This window comes from Clostridium sp. TW13, from assembly GCF_024345225.1.
GTDB lineage: Bacteria > Bacillota > Clostridia > Clostridiales > Clostridiaceae > Inconstantimicrobium > Inconstantimicrobium mannanitabidum.
In genome coordinates this window covers 3,407,573-3,425,478 of the sequence record NZ_BROD01000001.1, presented here as the reverse complement: position 1 = coordinate 3,425,478, position 17,906 = coordinate 3,407,573, and the positions used below count along the sequence as shown (strand labels likewise).

At 29.3% G+C, this 17,906-nt stretch carries 16 protein-coding genes; 14 read left to right on the top strand and 2 right to left on the bottom strand.

Translation table 11 applies throughout. From position 1 onward, the window contains the following. Nucleotides 1-4: 4 nt before the first annotated feature. Nucleotides 5-595 carry a potassium-transporting ATPase subunit KdpC gene (gene kdpC / locus OCU47_RS15825; RefSeq protein WP_261829577.1) on the top strand — a complete coding sequence of 197 codons (591 nt, stop codon included), beginning with the start codon at nt 5-7 and terminating at the stop codon, nt 593-595. Between the two features lie 162 nt (nt 596-757). Next, nucleotides 758-2,764 (top strand): fructose-1,6-bisphosphatase, encoded by a 2,007-nt coding sequence (locus OCU47_RS15820; protein ID WP_261829576.1) that lies wholly within the window; start codon nt 758-760, stop codon nt 2,762-2,764. A gap of 103 nt (nt 2,765-2,867) precedes the next feature. Here the strand turns inward: OCU47_RS15820 and OCU47_RS15815 are convergent, their stop codons facing one another. Beyond that, a complete protein-coding gene (locus tag OCU47_RS15815) occupies nt 2,868-4,004 on the bottom strand; it encodes a universal stress protein (RefSeq protein WP_261829575.1) in 1,137 nt (378 codons plus the stop codon). Nucleotides 4,005-4,016: 12 nt separating this feature from the next. Beyond that, on the bottom strand, nt 4,017-4,550 hold the full coding sequence (locus OCU47_RS15810; protein ID WP_261829574.1) for a response regulator: 534 nt from the start codon (nt 4,548-4,550) through the stop codon (nt 4,017-4,019). 239 nt (nt 4,551-4,789) lie between these two features. Here OCU47_RS15810 and OCU47_RS15805 point away from each other — a divergent pair, with 239 nt between their 5' ends. The 12 genes from OCU47_RS15805 to OCU47_RS15750 all read left to right on the top strand — a co-directional run bounded on the left by OCU47_RS15805 (nt 4,790) and on the right by OCU47_RS15750 (nt 17,885). After that, a complete protein-coding gene (locus OCU47_RS15805) occupies nt 4,790-6,664 on the top strand; it encodes a cell wall metabolism sensor histidine kinase WalK (protein WP_261829573.1) in 1,875 nt (624 codons plus the stop codon). Between the two features lie 214 nt (nt 6,665-6,878). Further along, complete coding sequence (locus OCU47_RS15800) at nt 6,879-7,868, top strand: CobW family GTP-binding protein (RefSeq protein WP_261829572.1); 990 nt, start codon at nt 6,879-6,881, stop codon at nt 7,866-7,868. A gap of 9 nt (nt 7,869-7,877) precedes the next feature. Continuing rightward, nucleotides 7,878-9,485 carry a permease gene (locus OCU47_RS15795; RefSeq protein WP_261829571.1) on the top strand — a complete coding sequence of 536 codons (1,608 nt, stop codon included), beginning with the start codon at nt 7,878-7,880 and terminating at the stop codon, nt 9,483-9,485. Next, entirely contained in the window at nt 9,482-10,318 is an 837-nt protein-coding gene (locus tag OCU47_RS15790; RefSeq protein ID WP_261829570.1) for a TIGR03943 family putative permease subunit, read from the top strand. Before OCU47_RS15795 ends, OCU47_RS15790 begins: the two co-directional genes overlap by 4 nt. A 267-nt stretch (nt 10,319-10,585) precedes the next feature. Next, complete coding sequence (locus tag OCU47_RS15785; protein ID WP_261829569.1) at nt 10,586-11,530, top strand: metal ABC transporter substrate-binding protein; 945 nt, start codon at nt 10,586-10,588, stop codon at nt 11,528-11,530. A gap of 11 nt (nt 11,531-11,541) precedes the next feature. Further along, complete coding sequence (locus OCU47_RS15780) at nt 11,542-12,237, top strand: metal ABC transporter ATP-binding protein (RefSeq protein ID WP_261829568.1); 696 nt, start codon at nt 11,542-11,544, stop codon at nt 12,235-12,237. A gap of 82 nt (nt 12,238-12,319) precedes the next feature. Further along, the gene (locus tag OCU47_RS15775) at nt 12,320-13,084 is read left to right on the top strand and encodes a metal ABC transporter permease (protein WP_376778062.1); all 765 of its coding nucleotides are present in this window, start codon (nt 12,320-12,322) and stop codon (nt 13,082-13,084) included. 214 nt (nt 13,085-13,298) lie between these two features. After that, entirely contained in the window at nt 13,299-13,688 is a 390-nt protein-coding gene (locus tag OCU47_RS15770) for a bacteriohemerythrin (protein WP_261829567.1), read from the top strand. An 87-nt stretch (nt 13,689-13,775) separates the two neighbouring features. Continuing rightward, the gene (gene add / locus OCU47_RS15765; RefSeq protein ID WP_261829566.1) at nt 13,776-14,765 is read left to right on the top strand and encodes an adenosine deaminase; all 990 of its coding nucleotides are present in this window, start codon (nt 13,776-13,778) and stop codon (nt 14,763-14,765) included. A 430-nt stretch (nt 14,766-15,195) separates the two neighbouring features. Further along, nucleotides 15,196-16,539 carry a magnesium transporter gene (gene mgtE / locus OCU47_RS15760; protein WP_261829565.1) on the top strand — a complete coding sequence of 448 codons (1,344 nt, stop codon included), beginning with the start codon at nt 15,196-15,198 and terminating at the stop codon, nt 16,537-16,539. A gap of 251 nt (nt 16,540-16,790) precedes the next feature. Next, nucleotides 16,791-17,504, top strand: a complete 714-nt coding sequence (locus OCU47_RS15755) for an MBL fold metallo-hydrolase (protein ID WP_261829564.1) — start codon at nt 16,791-16,793, stop codon at nt 17,502-17,504. Between the two features lie 243 nt (nt 17,505-17,747). Then, nucleotides 17,748-17,885, top strand: a complete 138-nt coding sequence (locus OCU47_RS15750) for a hypothetical protein (protein WP_261829563.1) — start codon at nt 17,748-17,750, stop codon at nt 17,883-17,885. Nucleotides 17,886-17,906 lie beyond the last annotated feature (21 nt).

Below are 17,906 nucleotides of genomic sequence, written 5' to 3'. Positions count from 1 at the left end.
AATCATGGATTATTTAAAGAAGTCATTAAAGTTAACCTTAGTATTAATTTTAATCTGTGGATTAGCCTATCCACTATTTATCACTGGAATTGGACAACTTATATTTCCAAGCCAAGCTAACGGAAGCATAGTAACTTATAATGGTAAGGTAGTAGGGTCAAAGCTTATAGGACAGCAGTATAATGATGATAAACATTTTGTAGGCAGAATATCTGCTGTGGATTATAATACATCAAAGGATGGAAAACAAGTTGATGTTACTTCAGGCTCACAAAATTTGAGTGAAAGTAGTGTAGCCTTGAAAAAAAGGGTTGAAGCAGATATTAATAACTTTTTAGAGAAGAATCCAACTGTATCTAAGAAAGATATTTCTTCAGAGCTTATTTCACAATCAGGTTCAGGACTTGACCCAGACATAACACCTGAAGGCGCAAAGATGCAGGTAGATAGAATATCAAAGGCTGCAGGAATATCTAAAGATGTGTTATATAAACTTATAGATGATAATACAAAAAATAGAACTTTAGGAGTATTGGGAGAAAAGAGAGTTAATGTTTTAGAGCTAAATATAGGTTTAGATAAGATAAAGAAATAAACCCTAAGAGCAGTATGTTTTAAATTGCAATTAAACATACTGCTCTTTTTATTGAAAAACAATGTAAAAGTTTACTTGAGCAATTAACTAATGTATAATCTATAGTAAAATTTAAGTAGAAACAGGGGATGTTGTTATTAAAAATAACTGGAGGAAGAATAGATGGGATTTACAAATGAACAAGCAAGTGAAGAAAACTTGGTAGAAGAAATTATATCAAAGCAAGAGTATTTGAAATTATTGTCTAAAGGGTATCCAACAATTGCAGCGGCATCTACAGAAATTATCAATTTGGAAGCAATTTTAAATTTACCTAAGGGGACAGAACATTTTTTAAGTGATGTGCATGGAGAGTATGAGCCTTTTATTCATGTGCTTAGAAATGGTTCAGGGGTAGTGAAAAGGAAGATAGAAGATATCTTTGGAAATTATTTAATGGATGATGAAAAAAAGAGTTTAGCTACCCTAGTGTACTATCCTGAACAAAAATTAGAAATAGAATTAAAGGAACAGAATAATATTAATGATTGGTACAAAATAAATCTACATAGACTGATTGAACTTTGCAGATATGTATCATCTAAATATACTAGATCTAAAGTGAGAAAGGCATTGCCAAAGGATTTTACCTACGTTATTGAGGAATTGCTACACGAACAGGTGGATGGAATAGATAAGCAGCAATATTATGATAGGATAATAACTACCATTATTGATATTGGCAGAGCAAATGAATTTATTATAGCATTATCAAAATTGATTCAAAGGTTAGTAATCGATAGGCTTCATATAATTGGAGATATATATGACAGAGGGCCACGTCCAGACATAATATTAGATACATTGATGGAATATCATTCTGTAGATATACAGTGGGGAAACCATGATATGCTTTGGATGGGAGCAGCTGCTGGAGTGAAAGCTTGCATAGCAAATGTACTTAGAATATCTGCTAGGTATTCTAATCTAGATATAATTGAAGATATATACGGGATAAATCTTCTACCATTAGCTACCTTTGCTCTTAGATATTATGGTGAGGATTCATGTAAGCAGTTCATACCTAAAATAAATGAAGAAAATATTTATAACAGTCATGAAATTGAGTTAATAGCAAAAATGCACAAAGCAATAACTATAATTCAATTCAAGCTTGAATATGAAATAATAAAGAGAAGACCTGAATTTAAGATGGATCATAGGTTGCTGTTAGACAAGATTAATTATGAGAATGGGACTATTAAACTAGGAGAAAATATATATAATCTTAATGGTAACTTGTTTCCAACTATAGATTCTAAAGACCCGTTTAAATTGACAGAAGATGAAAAGATACTTATTGAAAAATTAGAGTCATCTTTTGTAAACAGTGAAAAACTACAAAAACATATAGCCTTTTTATTTGCAAAGGGAAGTATATATCTCAAATATAATTCTAACCTGTTATTTCATGGGTGCATTCCTCTAAATGAAGATATGTCATTTAAAACTATGACTATTAACGGTAAGCAGTATAAGGGAAGATTATTGTTAGAAAAATTTGAGTCATTAGCAAGAGAGGGGTATTTTTATAAGAGGGATACATCAGAAAAGCAATATGGTATGGATATAATGTGGTACTTATGGAATGGAGCAGCATCATCACTTTTCGGGAAGGATGAGATGGCAACCTTTGAAAGATATTTTATTAATGATAAAAGTATGCATAAGGAAAATAAGAACCCTTATTATAGATGGCGTGATGATGAAGAAATGTGTGATAAGGTATTAAAGGAATTTGATTTATACAATAAGGAAAGTAGAATAATAAATGGTCATGTTCCTGTTAAGAATGTTAAGGGTGAAAGCCCTATAAAGGCTAATGGCAAGTTAATAGTCATAGATGGTGGTTTTGCTAAAGCATATAGAACACAAACGGGAATAGCAGGATATACACTAATATACAATTCATATGGGCTTCAGCTTGTTTCTCACGAACCTTTTGAATCTACAGAAAATGCAATTGTAAAAGAAAGAGACATACTTTCAACCACCTTAGTTGTTGAAAAGAAATTGGATAGAAAGACCGTGGGAGATACAGATATAGGGGAAGAGCTGAAGAATCAGATAAAGGATTTAAAATTATTGCTCACTGCTTATAGAAAAGGATTAATAAATGAAATTGTATAGAAATTATATATAAATGTGGATTTAAAGCAAAAAGCCATGTTATAAGAGAAAAATATACTCTACTATTATAACATGGCTTTATTCATTGAAAATATCGTATTATCTACATGGCATCATAAGGAACTACTATTATTTGAACATCCTTAGCATGCTCTAAAAATTTATTTGTTGTGGAACCTCTGAATAATCTTTGAAATTTTGATCGATGAGGATGTCCAATAATTAGCTGAGTAATATGTTTCTCTTGAGAGAATTTGAGTAATGCATGAGAAATTGATTTTCCAGAAAGCTCTACTACTTCAGCATTAAACTTTTTAGCTAATTGAATATTGTCCTCCAATGTTTTAACCCTATCTGGAGTCTCTTTAGCTGATAATATATGAGTACATTCTACATATACAACGTAAAGCTGACATTTATATTTTTTTGCAATCCTAGCACCTAATCGTATCAGTCTTTTTGATTTTGGATTAGAAGAGATGGATACCATTATTCTTTCACAAGTATACCAATTATCATTTATATCATGATTAATTTTATATTCTTCTAAATCCTCGTCCACTTCGTCTGCAATCTGTCTTAAGGTAAGTTCTCTTAAAGCAGCAAGATTACCATTTCTAAAGAAATTCTTTAAGGCTGATTCAATTAAGAAGGGTTTATAGATGTTTCCTCTTCTCAATCTATTTCTCAAGGATTCAGGTGGAATATCTATAATAACTACTTCAGCGTTAGTCAATATATTATCGGGAATTGTTTCATTAACTGTGATTCCTGTGATTTGCTGTACAATATCGTTAAGACTCTCAAGATGTTGAAGGTTAACAGTTGAATAAACATTTATACCAGCATTAAGTATTTCAATAACATCCTCATATCTCTTTTTATTTTTAGAACCAGGAGCATTGGTGTGCGCCAGTTCATCTACAATAACCAGTTTAGGAGCTCGTTCAATTATTGAATCTACGTCCATTTCTTTTAGTTTAATAGAACCGTGAGGAATTTCCTTTAAAGGCATAAGAGGCAAGTCTTTAAGTTGTTCGATGGTATCCTTTCTTTCATGGCTTTCAAAATACCCAACAACAACATCTTCACCACGCTCAAAACGTCTATTAGCTTCATTTAGCATGCTAAATGTTTTACCAACACCAGGTGCATATCCTAAAAAGATTTTAAGCTTGCCTGTAGTCTGTAATTTATATTGTTTTAGAGCTTCTTCAGGAGTAAGTCTTTTTTCTACCATAAATTAAACCCCTTATTTTAAATTAGCTAGTTTTGTAGCAAATTCTTTAAATAGATTTCCTTTTTCTATATCCCCATTTTTGATTAAGCATTCTCCAAACTTCTCGTATGCAATAGAGTCTAAAGGAAGTATAGAAGATTTTGCTTCATTAGCATTAGTGCTATTAATCTGTTTTGCTGCTGGATTATAATCTTCAAAGATTTCACCAAGTAATTTTTCTATGGTATTTGAAGTAAATGGCTTTTGTAAATAGGCTACAGCTCCTAGTTTGGTGGTAGTAACGGCATTTTTTATTGTGCCAAACCCTGTCATCATAACTACTTGAAATGTATATCCCTCTTTATTTATTTGCTCTAGTAAAGCAGTTCCACTAATATTAGGCATTTTTACATCTATAAATGCTATGTCAAAGTTAATGCTTGATATTAATTCCATTGCTTCTAAAGCATTGCTGGCACAATGTACTTCAAAGTTATCATTTTTTAAGCAATGTGATAAAAGAATTCTAATATTTTTAGTGTCATCTACTATTAAGGCTTTTTTCATAAGATCCCCCTCCATGAATATTCCATTATATTCTATACTACGTTAGTTTAATTTCTTTATCAATTATTAATTCATTTAGAAAATAAGACCATACTCAAATAAATCTGTAGTTGGGATAGATGATTTGTTATAATAGGTGTTAATATATAGGATTACAAGTAACCTATATATTATGAGTTATAGGAAATAAAATAGGTATGGAATATAATAGTAATAAATAGCAGTATAAGGAGATAGTAATGATTAAAAGTATTAAGTTTAAGATTTTTTTAATTCTGGCGGTTTTTGTGATATTAACTGCTGGGAGTAGTTTAGTATCTATAAAATATTATCATGATTTACAGCAATCTATAGATTTAATAATGCATTCTAATTATGATAGCATAGTTTACGCTCAGAATATGCTAGAAACATTAGATGCTCAAGACAAATCACAAATGGTATACATTTTTGGAAATGATACTGCGGTAATATCTGATTATGAGTCAAATAGAATACAATTTTTGCAATGGTTGAATAGAGCTAAGGGCAATATTACTGAATATGGAGAAAAAGAAACATTAGATTTAATTGAAAAAGATTATAATAAATACGTATCAGCTGTAAATAAGTTTAAAACAACAAAAGAAAAGAGCAGTGATAATAATTCAGTTGATTATTATTATAGTTCTGGAACATATTATTATAACAATATTTTGCCATTATATAAGGATCTAAAAGATAATTGTAGGAATCTTTTAGACATAAATGAACAATCGATGTTAAAGATGAAGGATCAATCAAGGAATTTAGCTAATAAGGCAGTTTATTATATTACAATTATTTCAGGGCTTGTTTTATTTGTTGGTATTATTGTAATAGGATATTTACTAAAGAAAATTATAAATCCAGTTGAAGATTTAGTTGTGGGCATAAATAAGGTCTCAGAGGGTAAATACGAGTATGTTATTCCTATAAGAGGGGAGAAGGAAATTAACTACATTTTGGAATCCTACAATAATATGGCGAAAAAGCTACAGGAGTATGGTAGATTAAATGTTCAAGAAATATTAAGAGAAAAACAAAAGGCAGAAGCTATAATAGAAAGTATAGATTCTCCTATAATAGTAACAGATGAAGATAATAAGGTTATAATGCTTAATAAGGCTGGAGAAAGAGTTTTTGATGTCAAAGAAAAAAATATAATTAATACTCATTTTCTTGAATATATAAAACAAAGAATAATATTTGACATGATAAAGAATTCTAGAAATTTAAGCAGAGAAAATAAAGAAGTTAATGATATAGAAATGTCCCAAGATAATAGAAATCTTTATTATAGAGTAATAACAAAACCTATATGGTTTGAGGAAACAGAAAATATAGGTGCGATTACTATACTTCAGGATATAACAAAATTCAAAGAAATTGATAGACTTAAATCTGACTTTGTATCTAATGTATCTCATGAATTCAGAACTCCGTTAACGTCTATTTGCATGGCAACTGGATTGTTGCTAGAAGGAAATTATAGTGACGCTGCAGAAGCAAATGAGTTACTTATGATAATAAAAGAAGATAGTGATAAATTAGATAAGCTTGTTAGAGAATTATTAGATTTATCAAAGATGGAATCTGGAAAAATAGAAATGGAAATGAAAGATGTGGGGATAGATGATGTTATAAATGCAGTAACGCGAACCTTTAAAATTCAACTTGATGAGAAAAATATAAAACTAATAATAAATACAAAAGGAATCAGAAAGAAAGTAAAAGCAGATGTAGATAAGATATCTTGGGTAATTGCAAATCTACTAGGTAATGCTTTAAGGTACACCAATACAGATGGGACAGGTATTATTGAAATAAAAGCTAGAGAGGTAAATAACACCATGCTTGTAGCAATTTCAGATAATGGTCAAGGCATTGCAGAGGAACATCAAAAGATAATATTTGGCAAGTTCATACAAGTAAAAGATAAAGATGGGCAGATAACAGGAAACTCTGGCCTTGGTCTAGCAATATGTAAGGAGATAGTAAAAGCCCACTTAGGTGAAATTTGGGTTGAAAGTACATTGGGAAAAGGAAGTACATTTTATTTTACATTGAAGCTTGGAGAGATGCTGGAAGAATAAGAAGAATATAATAATTATTTATATAAACCACAGAAATATTTAGTTTTTCTGTGGTTTATATATTTAGAGTATATATTTGTACAAGATTTACTAATACATATAAATGTAAATAATTTGAAAACTATACGATATTTTGTGAAAGCAAAAAGATTTGATGATATAATATCCTTATGTAAATGCAAATGGTTTGCATTTTGACGAAAGGAGTAAATATATGTACACAAAGATTGATATTATTTCTGGATTTTTAGGAGCAGGAAAGACAACTTTAATAAAAAAGGTTATAGAGGAAAAATTAAAATCTGAAAAGGTTGCTATAGTAGAAAATGAATTTGGAGAGATAGGAATTGATGGATCAATATTAAGAACAAAAGGTATAGAAGTTCAAGAATTGAATTCAGGGTGTATATGTTGCAGCCTTACTGGAGATTTTGATTTAGCTTTAAAAGAAATAATTAAAGATTATAAACCAGATAGAATAATAATTGAACCTTCTGGGGTGGCTAACCTTTCAGATGTTTTAAATGTGTGTAGGAAAATGACAAAGCAAGATATAGTAAAAATTAATATGTGTATAGTGGTTGTTGATGCTGTCAAGTATCAAATGTATTTAAGAAATTTCTCTGAATTTTTTATAAATCAAATTAAAAATGCTAAGACTGTTATTTTAAGTCGTACACAAAACATAGAACCAGATAAACTTGTTTTAGTTGTAAAAGATATTCAGAAAATTAATTGCAATGCTAATATTATAACCACACCTTGGAATCAATTGCCTACAAGTTCAATAATTTCAGTAGGGGAACAGTCTAGAGAGAATTTATTAGAAAATAAAATTAATATCGTTAATATAGAAAAACAAGTTTATAATTTAAAGGGCAAAGAACAAAATAAAGTTTTACTCCAATGCGGTAAAGCTCATACTGCTTCAGAAGTTTTTCAAGTATGGGGAACTGAGACGCCTAAAATTTTTTCAAAGAACCAAATAATCAAATTAAAGGACATATTGTCATCTAGTAAGTTTGGAGCAATTTTAAGAGCCAAAGGAATAGTTAGGATAGAGAATAACAAATGGATTCAATTTGATTTTGTACCTAATGAGATTCAAGTTAACAGTGTAGAATGTGATTATACTGGCAGAATATGTGTAATAGGTGCAGATATAGATAGAAAAGAATTGGAAGAATTATTTAATAATTTATAGGGGAAAATTATGAAGAAAAAAATTCAAATTATTACTGGATTTCTTGAGTGGGGGAAGACGAGTTTAATAAATAAGCTTGTAGAAAAAAAAGTAATAGAAAAAAATAAAAGAGTATTAATTCTAGCTTTTGAGCAAGGCATAGAAGAATTTGATATAAAAGAATTTAAAGAACAAAATATAGATATTAAATTAATTGAAGAAAAAGATAAGCTTGATGATAAATTGTTTTATAATTTGGAAGAGAAGTATTCCCCTGATGTTATAATAATAGAATATAATGGAACCTGGGAAATGAGTGACATGTTAAAAGTTAGAATGCCATTTGATTATTATATAGATAATGTGATTTATGTACTAGATGCTGAAAAATTCACATCTTATATGAAAAATATGAGTAATATTATAGCTGAACAAATTTCAAATTCAGATGTTGTATTTGTAAATAGATTTGATAATTTATCCAATAATGAAAGAGAAGTCATAAAAAAAGTTATTAAAAGTATCAATAGAAAATCTAAAATAATTTTTTGTGAAGAAAATGATGAGAATTTAGATGAATATTTATATAAGGCATTTGATAGGAGAAGAGCTAATCCTATAGATAAAGTATTAAATTATATCCTATTACTTATGACGGGATGGATTTTTTCAATATATCTAAGCGCATTAAATAATACTGTATCTGATTTACAAATAAATATATTAAAAAGTATAAATACAGTTTTTTTGAGTATTTTACTTCAAGCCATTCCATTCATATTAGTTGGTGTATTCATATCTTCAATATTGCAGATATTTGTATCAGATAGAAAACTTATTAAACTATTTAATGTAAAAGGAATATTCAAGTTTCCTATAGCAGCACTAATAGGAATATTTCTTCCTATATGTGATTGTGGTATGGTACCAATAACATCTAGATTGGTGAGGAAAGGAGTGCCTTTGTCACAAGCAATAACATTTATGCTATCATCAGCAGCAGTAAATCCTGTAGTGATAATATCTACAATATATGCTTTTTCAGAAGATTACAAGATAGCAGTACTTAGGATAGTTTTTGGTGTAATAATTTCAATTATTGCAGGAATGTTTATCGAATTATTATTTAAACAAAAGGATGCCATAGAGATAGATACTTCAGATATTTCTCAGGTTTGTAGTAGTGGATATGTTGGTAATCTTGATGTAGATGGGGTTGGAGGAAAGGTAATTGGATTATTCAGACATACAACTATTGAATTTTTCAGTGTAGGAAAATATTTAGTAATTGGTGCAATGATTTCCTCTATAATTCAGGTTATCGTACCAAAGGATACTTTTATGTATACAGGAGCACGTAGTATAATTCCTATTGGATTAATGATATTTGCATCATTTTTTATGTCTATATGTTCTAATTCAAATGCATTTATAGCCAGGAGTTTTTTGAACAATTTTCCTATGAATGCAGTTTTAGCATTTATGGTGATGGGTCCTATGTTGGATTTGAAAAATTTATTGATGCTTACACAGAGCTTTAATAAAAGATTTGTGCTGATTTTAGTGATCATATTATTAGTATCATCTTTTGTGCTATTTTCATTACCTACTATATTCTTTTATGGAGGAGTTAAATGAAGAGGAAAATTAATTTGGAAGTTCTTATAGAAATAATAATTTTATTCACCATAGCTAATATTTTATTTTTTTCTGTGGTATTTGATAAGGCTAAATATTATGTGCATCCAAGGTTGAATATATATATAATTTTTTCGGCATTTTTCCTTCTGATTTTAGGAAGTTTTATGATGCTATATTTATTTAAACCTAAACATTCAGTTAATTATAGTAAGTATATAATCGTAGTAATACCGATAGTTACAACTTTTATCATACCTATGGGAATTTCTAATAATAATTCTGTAGATTTTTTTAAAAGTTCTGTGAATGTTTATACTGGAAAATCTAATATTAATAATTCTAATCAAGACACAAATATAGAAGTTAATTCTCAGAATCAACAAAGTTCTAATGTAAGTAGTGGAAGTAATTATGATCAAGCTTATTATAATGATAATATTAAGGAGAAAAGTATTAATGTGGATAGTAATGGGATTATAGTTATAAATGATGATGATTATATGAAATGGTATTTGGATATTAATAAAAATGTCAATAAGTATGAAGGCAAAACTATACAATTTAAGGGGCAAGTACTTAGAATAAAAGAATTTAAAAATAATGAATTTGTGCCAGCTCGTAAAGCCATGGTATGTTGTGCAGCAGATCTTCAACCATGCGGTATTTTATGCAGATACAAGAGCGCGTCAAACTTTAGGAATAATGAGTGGGTTGTAGTAACTGCTAAAATACATGTAGAAAAATATGATGGTGAAATTATGCCTATAATATACGCTGATAAAGTATCGAAGACTCAGGCACCTAAGAGTGAATATGTGTACTTCAAATAATAATTAATAAGATTCTGTTTATATAAAGTTTTACAAAGATATAAGCATCCAATAATAATTTTTAAATTGTTATTGAGATGCTTATTTTTATATTGAAAATTTTAAAGTGCCAAGGTTTTAGATAAAAAAAGCGCATCCATGGAGTTTGATGGAAATTATAGGAATATAAGATTAAAGTGTATTGACATGATTTTTTTCTAGGAGTAATATGGTATACAGAAGTTAATGCAAATGATTTGCATTAACAAAAATTAAGGAGATGTTAAAATGAAAAAGGTGAGTATGCTATTAATATTATTTTTGATGGCAATAGGAGTTACATTAACAGGTTGCACATCAAATAATACAAATGATAAAACTAATTCTGAGAATAAAAAGTTGGCTGTTTACTCTAGCTTTTATGCAATGTATGATTTTGCAAAAAAGATAGGCGGAGATAAAATAACTATAACTAATTTAGTTCCAGCTGGAACAGAACCTCATGATTGGGAACCAAGTACTAAAGATATTAATAATTTAGAGAAAGCTGATGTTCTTATATATAATGGTGCAGGTATGGAGCATTGGATAAAAAAAGTTGTAGGAACTTTGGAAAATAAAAAGCTAGTAACAGTAGAAGCATCACAGGGAATAAATTTGATCGAAGGACATGAAGAAGAGGAGGAAAAAGAGAAGGATGCTGAGGAAAGCAAATATGATCCCCATGTTTGGATGAACCCTCAAAATGCAAAAAAGGAAATGGAAAATATAAAAAATGCACTGGTAAAGGCAGATGAGTCTAATAAAAAATATTATGAAGATAATTATAATAAGTATGCTAAGCAAATTGATGAGTTAGATAAAGAATTTAAAGATGCGATTTCAAATATAAAAAATAAGGATATAATTGTTGCACATCAAGCATTTGGATATTTATGCAAGCAATATGGACTTAATCAAGTGTCCATAGAAGGACTTTCAGCAGATTCGGAACCAGATCCAACAAGAATGAAAGAAATAATTAAATTTGCAGAAGAACATAAAGTTAAAACTATTTTCTTTGAAGAATTAGTTAGTCCAAAGGTTTCTGAAACAATTGCTAAAGAAGTTGGTGCTAAAACAGATATGCTTAATCCGTTAGAAGGCTTAAGTGATAAGGAGCAAGCTGAAGGAAAAGATTATTTTACAGTAATGAAAAGGAATCTTGAATCTTTAAAAGCAGCATTAGGTTAGTTGGTGGTGTAATGGGAAACATTTTAGAAATTCAAAATTTAAGTTTTGCATATGAAGATGAGCTGATTTTGAGTAACATCAATTTTTCAGTTAAGTCTGGAGAATTTGTTGGAATTATAGGTTCAAATGGAGCTGGTAAAAGCACGTTGCTTAAGTTAATATTAGGTTTAATATCACCTATGAATGGTAAAGTGATAATTAGTGGTGAAGAAGTTAAAAACAATAAAAGATTGCCAAAGGTAGGATATGTTCCCCAAAATGCTATTGCATCAAATGACAATTTCCCTGCGACTGTGGAGGAAATAGTAAAATCTAATTTGTATTCGCAAATTGGATTTATGAGATTTTCAAAAAGAAAGCATATACAAAAAACTATAAACGCGTTACAAATGGTTAATATGCAGGATTATGCTAAAAGATTGATTGGTAATCTTTCAGGCGGTCAGCAACAAAGAATTATGATTGCAAGAGCATTAGTGAATGAACCAGAACTGTTAATATTAGATGAACCAACCACTGGAATTGATGATAAATCTATAGAGTCTTTATATAGTTTGTTAGTTAGAATAAATCTAGAATTTGGAATTACCATTATAATGGTTACTCATGACATTAATAGGATTTATGGACGTGTGAAAAAAGTCGTATCAATTGAAAATAAGAAAATTGTAGATGTATCTGAAAGAAAAAATAAAATAGTATTTTAAGTAGGTAATATAATAAAAAATGTTACAGGAGTAATTTTCAATAAGATGGAGGAGGTATATTTTGATTTTTCAATATGAATTTATGCAAAGAGCTTTTATAGTGGGCATACTTCTAGCAATTATTATTCCTTTTATTGGAATATTAGTGGTGTTAAAACGTCTTTCTATGATTGGTGATGCTTTATCTCATACATCATTGGCAGGAGTAGCAGTGGGATTACTATTAGGATTTAATCCAGTTTTAGGAGCTATAGTAATATCTGCTATGGGAGCTTTGGGAATTGAAGCTATTAGAAAGAAAATTCCTAAATATTCAGAGATGTCAATTGCTATTATCATGTCTGCAGGAGTAGGCTTAGCAGGAGTTCTTTCAGGATTTGTTAAGAATTCGGGCAATTTTAATAATTTTCTTTTTGGAAGTATTGTAGCTATAAGTGATTTTGAACTTCTACTAGTTATTGTAATAAGCTCTATTGTGATCATAATGTCAGTATTATTGTATAAGGAGTTATTTTTTATTGCCTTTGATGAACAAGCAGCAATACTAGCAGGAGTTCCTGTAAAGTTAGTTAATTTTATTTTTACAATTCTTGTGGCAATAACTGTATCAGTTGCATCGCGAACTGTTGGAGCACTGATAGTATCATCGTTAATGGTGGTACCTGTAGCTTGTGCTATGAAGTTTGGAAAGAGTTATAAGCAGACACTTATATATTCAATTATTTTTGCATTATTATTTACTATAATTGGTTTATCAATCTCTTATTATATGGGATTAAAGCCAGGAGGAACTATTGTATTGACTGGGATTATAGTTTTAAGCATTATATTAGTTATAAAAAGATAAATTAAGATTAAAAAGATTGTCTAAAAATATAATTGAAGATAATCTTTTTGAATTTATACAAATTATATGTATATTTTAACAAATGCAAATTAATATTATATACTATAGCCAGATAATAAGAATTGGTGTATAATCAGAATATTATATTTTTGAAAGCCATTATCAATAAGGAAAAACATTTTTATTAGAATTGTTAGTTAGGAGAGGAATATAAATGTACGAAATGAAGGAAGAATATAAAACAGGGATAGAAGCTATAGATGAGCAACATAAAAAACTTTTTGATATAGCTGATAGAGCTTACATGTTATTAAAAGATGAGTATACAATAGATAAATACGATAAAATTGTAACAATAATTAAAGAGTTAAAAGATTATACTGCATATCATTTCAAATTTGAAGAAGAGTATATGGATAGCATTGGTTATAAGAGAATGTTCACACAAAAGATTGAACATGCAGAATTTATAAAGAAACTTGATGAAATTGATTTTGATAAAATTGACAAAGACCAAGATAAATACATATTATCAATTTTACAATATTTAAATGATTGGTTAGTTGAGCATATATATGAGAAAGATAAGCTTATAGGGAAATAATGCACCTGAAAATAACCAGTCTAAATATGCAACGGATATTTTTTAGATGAATAAGATAAATTATTAATATGATAAGGGAGGTATTCTATGATAGATAAGTTACCGAAGATAGATCTTCACTGTCACTTAGATGGTAGCGTAAGACCGGAAACAATAATAGATATAGCAAGAAAAGAAAATATTATCATTCCCAGTGATGATATAGAGGAGATAAAGAGATTAGTTATAGCACCTCCTGATTGTGAATCTTTAGATGAATACTTAAAGGTTTTTGAACTTCCTTGCTCAGTTATGCAAACAAAGGAAAGCTTAAGAAGAGTTGCCTTTGAGTTATATGAAGATGCTGCAAAAGAAAATGTAAAGTATATGGAAGTGAGATTTGCTCCACTAGTTCACACTGCAAAGGGGTTAACCATTGAAGAAGTAATAGGAAGTGTGATTTTAGGAATGAAGGATGCAGAGAAGCTTTACGGTATAAGAGGAAACATAATACTTGGAGCCATGAGGTTTCATAGCATAGATAAAGCTATTGAACTATTTGAGGCAGGAAAGAAATTCTTATCAAAAGGAGTAGCAGCTGTAGATTTATGCGCTTCAGAATTAGCTGGCTTTTCACAAGAGTTTAAGGAGCCTATAGCATTAGCGAAGCAATATGGTTATAGAATAACAATACATGCAGGAGAAACTGGAATAGGTAAAAATGTATTAGATGCTGTTGAGATTCTTGAAGCAGAAAGAATAGGACATGGAGTATATATTACTGATTGTAAAGAAGCATATGATATTGTAAAGAAGAAGGGCATAACTCTTGAAATTTGTCCAACAAGCAATGTGCAAACTAAAGCTGTTAGTTCATATAAGACACATCCTTTCTCTGATTTTTATAAGGATGGCATAAAGGTGACATTAAATACTGATAATAGAACAGTATCAAATATTGATATGACTCATGAATGTGGAGTTCTGTTCAATGAATTTAATATGAGTGAAGAAGATTATAAAAACATATACTTAAATTCTGTTGAAGCTTCTTTTACAGATGAAGCAACAAAACAATGGTTAAGAAGTTTTATATAATTATATTTATAGCATATCTGTAATATAAATGTTAGTCATTTTTGGTTGACATATAGTAGTGAATTATGTATCATTAATTGAATGATGAAGTATAGGCTTTCTCAATTTGCAATCCATTTTGAGAAAGCCTATTTATGTAATTTGAACTTGTTATTTATTTTCCAATAATTTAAGTTGATATGGAGGTGGTATTTGATGGACTCGTATCCGGGGAAACATTCTATAGTAAAAATTAAATATAGTAAAGAGGAACAAGCTTATCTTATATCACTTAAGGAAATAAGTGATAGTGTAAATATATGATTTGATTTTTTGAATTTATGATTTTATAAATAAAGTTAATGGAATGAGAATTTGATTAGCGTTATTTATGAAATTATCATAAAGCATATTATGTTAGTTTGTTCCTCTTAAAAAGGAGGAAGCAAACATGAAATTAGATATGAATAAAAACGAGTTTAAGAGTTTTTTATTACATGCTCCACAAGATAAGGTGCTAAAATATATTGAGAATATCCATCCAGTTGATATATTAGATATAGTACGTGAAAATAAGGATGATATTAAAGATATATTAAATAGGTTGCCAGAAGATTTCATTGCTGGGATTATCGATGAGGCAGAAACAGAAGAAAAGTATGAAATACTAACTTGTTTTTCTGAAAATAAACAAAAAAACATTGTGGAAGAAATGTCTTCTGATGAATTAACAGACCTTTTGGGTATATTAGATGAAGAACAGGCAAATAAGATTCTTGCGCATATGACAGCGGATGAGGCGAGAAAAGTTAGAAGATTATTAAGCTATGATCCTGATACAGCTGCAGGTATAATGGCTACAGAGTTTATTTCAATAAAAGAAAATATGACAGTTGAGCAAACCTTAAAGTATTTGCAAGATACAGCAGAAGATATTGAAAATATCTATGATTTATTTGTTATTGATAACTTTGATAAGTTAAAAGGTGTAGTTTCATTAAAAGATTTAGTTACGAATAAGTTTGATGCTTTAATTTCAGAGATTATTAATCCTAATGTAGTTAGTATTCCTTGTGAAATGGATCAAGAAGAAGTTGGACATCTATTTGAAAAATACGGTTACTTAACTATGCCTGTAGTGGACAATTTTAATAGGCTGCTTGGAGTAGTAACAGTAGATGATGTTATGCAGATTTTAAGAGATGAGAATACAGAGGATATTCACCGTCTTGGAGGAGTAGCAGATGGGGAAAAGATAAGTGGTACAACTATGGAATCTGTTAAAAGTAGATTACCATGGCTTATAGTAAACTTAGTTACTGCAATACTAGCATCTTCTGTAGTAGGTATGTTTGAAGGAACCATAGAAAAGGTAGTATCGCTTGCAACCTTCATGCCTATAGTATCAGGAATGGGTGGAAATGCAGGTACTCAAACTCTAACAATTATAGTAAGAGGGTTAGCACTTGGTGAGTTGAGTTATAAAAATGTAAAGAGAGTTTTGTTCAAAGAATTAGGAATAGGATTTATCACAGGGGCTGCAATTGGTATTATTATTTCTGTATTAGGGTTCTTATGGGAAAAGAACATTACCTTTGGTATAGTAATTGGAATAGCAATGATTTTAAACATGATAGTAGCAACAGTAACGGGATTCTTAATTCCATTAATATTGAAGAAGTGCAAGGTAGATCCAGCCTTAGCATCAGCCGTATTTGTTACAACTTTTACTGATGTATGCGGATTCTTATTCTTCTTAGGCCTTGCAACTATGTTTGTTAAGTATTTAGTATAATAAAATATGGATTATCTTTATGATAGTAATTTTTCTATAATTGGAGAAATTGCTATCTTTTTATTTATTTTTGAATTAGTAGTAGTTTCAACATAATTGGTTCATACCTCCGAAAGATTATTGGATTTATACAAGTTTTGTACTTACATTGTATGTTTTGTAATTTATGCTATATAATATTATAATATCATAATGGAATTATTATTTTTAGTTTGGAAAATATAATTAAAAATTAATATATGGAGGGTATCATGATTAATTTTATTGGAACAGGAAGTGCTTTTAATACTAAGCTTGGAAATACAAGTGCTTTTGTAAAGAAGAATACAAGTTTACTTCTTATTGATTGTGGAGGAACAGTTTTTCACAGATTACAAAAGTCTAATCTTTTGAATGGAATAGAGAATTTATATATTGTTATAACCCATACGCATCCTGATCATGTTGGAAGTTTAGGAGACACAATATTCTATTCATATTTTATTCTAAAACATAAGCCAACTATTTTCTTTAGTAATAAGGAAGTGATTGAAGGGCTATTAAACAAACTTGGTGTCACAAGTGATATGTACAATCTTAATACTTCAGATAAGGTAGCAGTGAATGATTCACAACTTGGAGAGTTCAATATAGAATTTGTACCTGTTTCTCATGTGAATACAATACCAACACATGGTTTTATTATGAAGCTAAATAATAAAATATTTTATTATAGTGGAGATGCTAACAGTATAAATAGCAAAATATTAGATAATTTTAAAAAGGGTGAAATTAATAGAATTTATCAAGACACTTGTGGATTGGATTATGATGGAAATGCCCATTTATCACTAAAGAAACTTTGTGAAGCAATTCCTGAAGAGCTTAGAGATAAGGTTTATTGTATGCATCTTGATGAGCATGTAGAAGAAAAAGCAATAGAAGACAATGGATTCAATTTGGCTAAGGTATCTGGAGATAAGTAACAGGTTCAAATATCTGTTGCATATGAACCTCTGTACTTTCACATGTCTAAGTTATATATAAAAATATTTATATATTTATAGGAAAAATGCGCCTTTAAGAGATTGCGATGAAAAGTTGGTGGATTAAATTGTTCATAGAGGAAGTAATGTTATAGAATTTAAAATCTCCTTATAGCCAAAATAAAATAGACAGGATGATAATTTTATAAATCCTGATATCAATAGAATAAGGAGGTTTTAACTATGGATAAGAATACTACTCAAACTTCAACAGAACCAAAAAAGGAACATCAAGATGATATTAATGGACCTACTGGACACTGTGGTTGTGGTGACAATAAAAAAGCTAAGAAATCAGCAACTAATAACCAATGGGCTTAGTTACATTTGTTTATTAGGCAT

Coding starts and splice junctions, on each gene's coding strand:
- kdpC (WP_261829577.1), top strand. CDS start 5: ATGGATTATTTAAAGAAGTCATTAAAGTTAACCTTAGTATTAATTTTA.
- OCU47_RS15820 (WP_261829576.1), top strand. CDS start 758: ATGGGATTTACAAATGAACAAGCAAGTGAAGAAAACTTGGTAGAAGAA.
- OCU47_RS15815 (WP_261829575.1), bottom strand. CDS start 4,004: ATGGTAGAAAAAAGACTTACTCCTGAAGAAGCTCTAAAACAATATAAA.
- OCU47_RS15810 (WP_261829574.1), bottom strand. CDS start 4,550: ATGAAAAAAGCCTTAATAGTAGATGACACTAAAAATATTAGAATTCTT.
- OCU47_RS15805 (WP_261829573.1), top strand. CDS start 4,790: ATGATTAAAAGTATTAAGTTTAAGATTTTTTTAATTCTGGCGGTTTTT.
- OCU47_RS15800 (WP_261829572.1), top strand. CDS start 6,879: ATGTACACAAAGATTGATATTATTTCTGGATTTTTAGGAGCAGGAAAG.
- OCU47_RS15795 (WP_261829571.1), top strand. CDS start 7,878: ATGAAGAAAAAAATTCAAATTATTACTGGATTTCTTGAGTGGGGGAAG.
- OCU47_RS15790 (WP_261829570.1), top strand. CDS start 9,482: ATGAAGAGGAAAATTAATTTGGAAGTTCTTATAGAAATAATAATTTTA.
- OCU47_RS15785 (WP_261829569.1), top strand. CDS start 10,586: ATGAAAAAGGTGAGTATGCTATTAATATTATTTTTGATGGCAATAGGA.
- OCU47_RS15780 (WP_261829568.1), top strand. CDS start 11,542: ATGGGAAACATTTTAGAAATTCAAAATTTAAGTTTTGCATATGAAGAT.
- OCU47_RS15775 (WP_376778062.1), top strand. CDS start 12,320: ATGCAAAGAGCTTTTATAGTGGGCATACTTCTAGCAATTATTATTCCT.
- OCU47_RS15770 (WP_261829567.1), top strand. CDS start 13,299: ATGTACGAAATGAAGGAAGAATATAAAACAGGGATAGAAGCTATAGAT.
- add (WP_261829566.1), top strand. CDS start 13,776: ATGATAGATAAGTTACCGAAGATAGATCTTCACTGTCACTTAGATGGT.
- mgtE (WP_261829565.1), top strand. CDS start 15,196: ATGAAATTAGATATGAATAAAAACGAGTTTAAGAGTTTTTTATTACAT.
- OCU47_RS15755 (WP_261829564.1), top strand. CDS start 16,791: ATGATTAATTTTATTGGAACAGGAAGTGCTTTTAATACTAAGCTTGGA.
- OCU47_RS15750 (WP_261829563.1), top strand. CDS start 17,748: ATGGATAAGAATACTACTCAAACTTCAACAGAACCAAAAAAGGAACAT.